Below are 767 nucleotides of genomic sequence, written 5' to 3'. Positions count from 1 at the left end.
AGTTCGAGGGCTGCCAAACGCTGAGCCTGGAGGTCACCCTTGTCGGGCCACCAGCGAAAGCGACCCTGTGACAATCGCTTCTGACACAGCCAGAAGCCCTGCCCGTCATATCCCAACAACTTGAGGGACGTCCCGGTTTTATTCCGGAAAACAAAGAGTGTACCGGCGAAAGGATCGACGTGCAGCACCCGCCGGCAGATCCCGGCCAGCCCATCAATACCTTTACGAAAGTCTACCGGTTCAACGGCGAGCACAATCCGCATGTGAGGCGTTATCTGCAGCATCACGTTCTGCTCCAGAATGACTCGGCAAAAGCATGGAGATTGAGATCGGCCTGACTTTTGAAATGCATCCGCATCCTGTTGCCGTTGCGGTGCTCCAACTCAATGGTGCATTCTGCGGTATGGCTTTGCACCATATCAATGGTGATGAAGTCCTGGGCAGGAGCAGGAACAGGTGGCTGCCTCGTTTTGCCGGCAAGAACTCGATCCCGCAGAGAACTGTGATGCAGTCGCAACGTCCTTGACACTTTGGTGACAGAATATTTTTCACACAGCATGACCGCAGCTGACCAGAGGTCTTCCGGTATCTGCTCGCGCCGCTCCCTGGTCGTGCGCCAGTGAGCAAATCTTGATTGAACCTCGGTGATGGATAACTGGGAAAGTGTGGGAGAGTTTTTCATCGGCAATCCTCCATGAATTAAAATGAAGGACCGATTGTAACCGAACTGCATTGCCTCTTCATGGCAGGCTTACCGAAAGGACACA

2 protein-coding genes are annotated in these 767 nt (G+C 53.7%); both read right to left on the bottom strand.

Annotated elements, in window-relative coordinates; genetic code table 11:
- Window positions 1–284: IS66 family insertion sequence element accessory protein TnpB (gene tnpB / locus JWG43_RS17580; RefSeq protein WP_205244254.1), on the bottom strand; the 284-nt coding region annotated here is incomplete at its 3' end.
- Window positions 284–682, bottom strand: coding sequence for a hypothetical protein (locus tag JWG43_RS17575; protein ID WP_205244253.1), 399 nt, complete (start codon window positions 680–682; stop codon window positions 284–286). The genes tnpB and JWG43_RS17575, both read right to left, overlap by 1 nt.
- Between the last annotated feature and the right edge of the window lie 85 nt (window positions 683–767).

Source organism: Desulfobulbus alkaliphilus (assembly GCF_016918545.1).
In the GTDB taxonomy this organism is placed as follows: Bacteria; Desulfobacterota; Desulfobulbia; order Desulfobulbales; family Desulfobulbaceae; genus Desulfobulbus; species Desulfobulbus alkaliphilus.
This window is presented reverse-complemented; position numbering and strand designations above follow the sequence as displayed.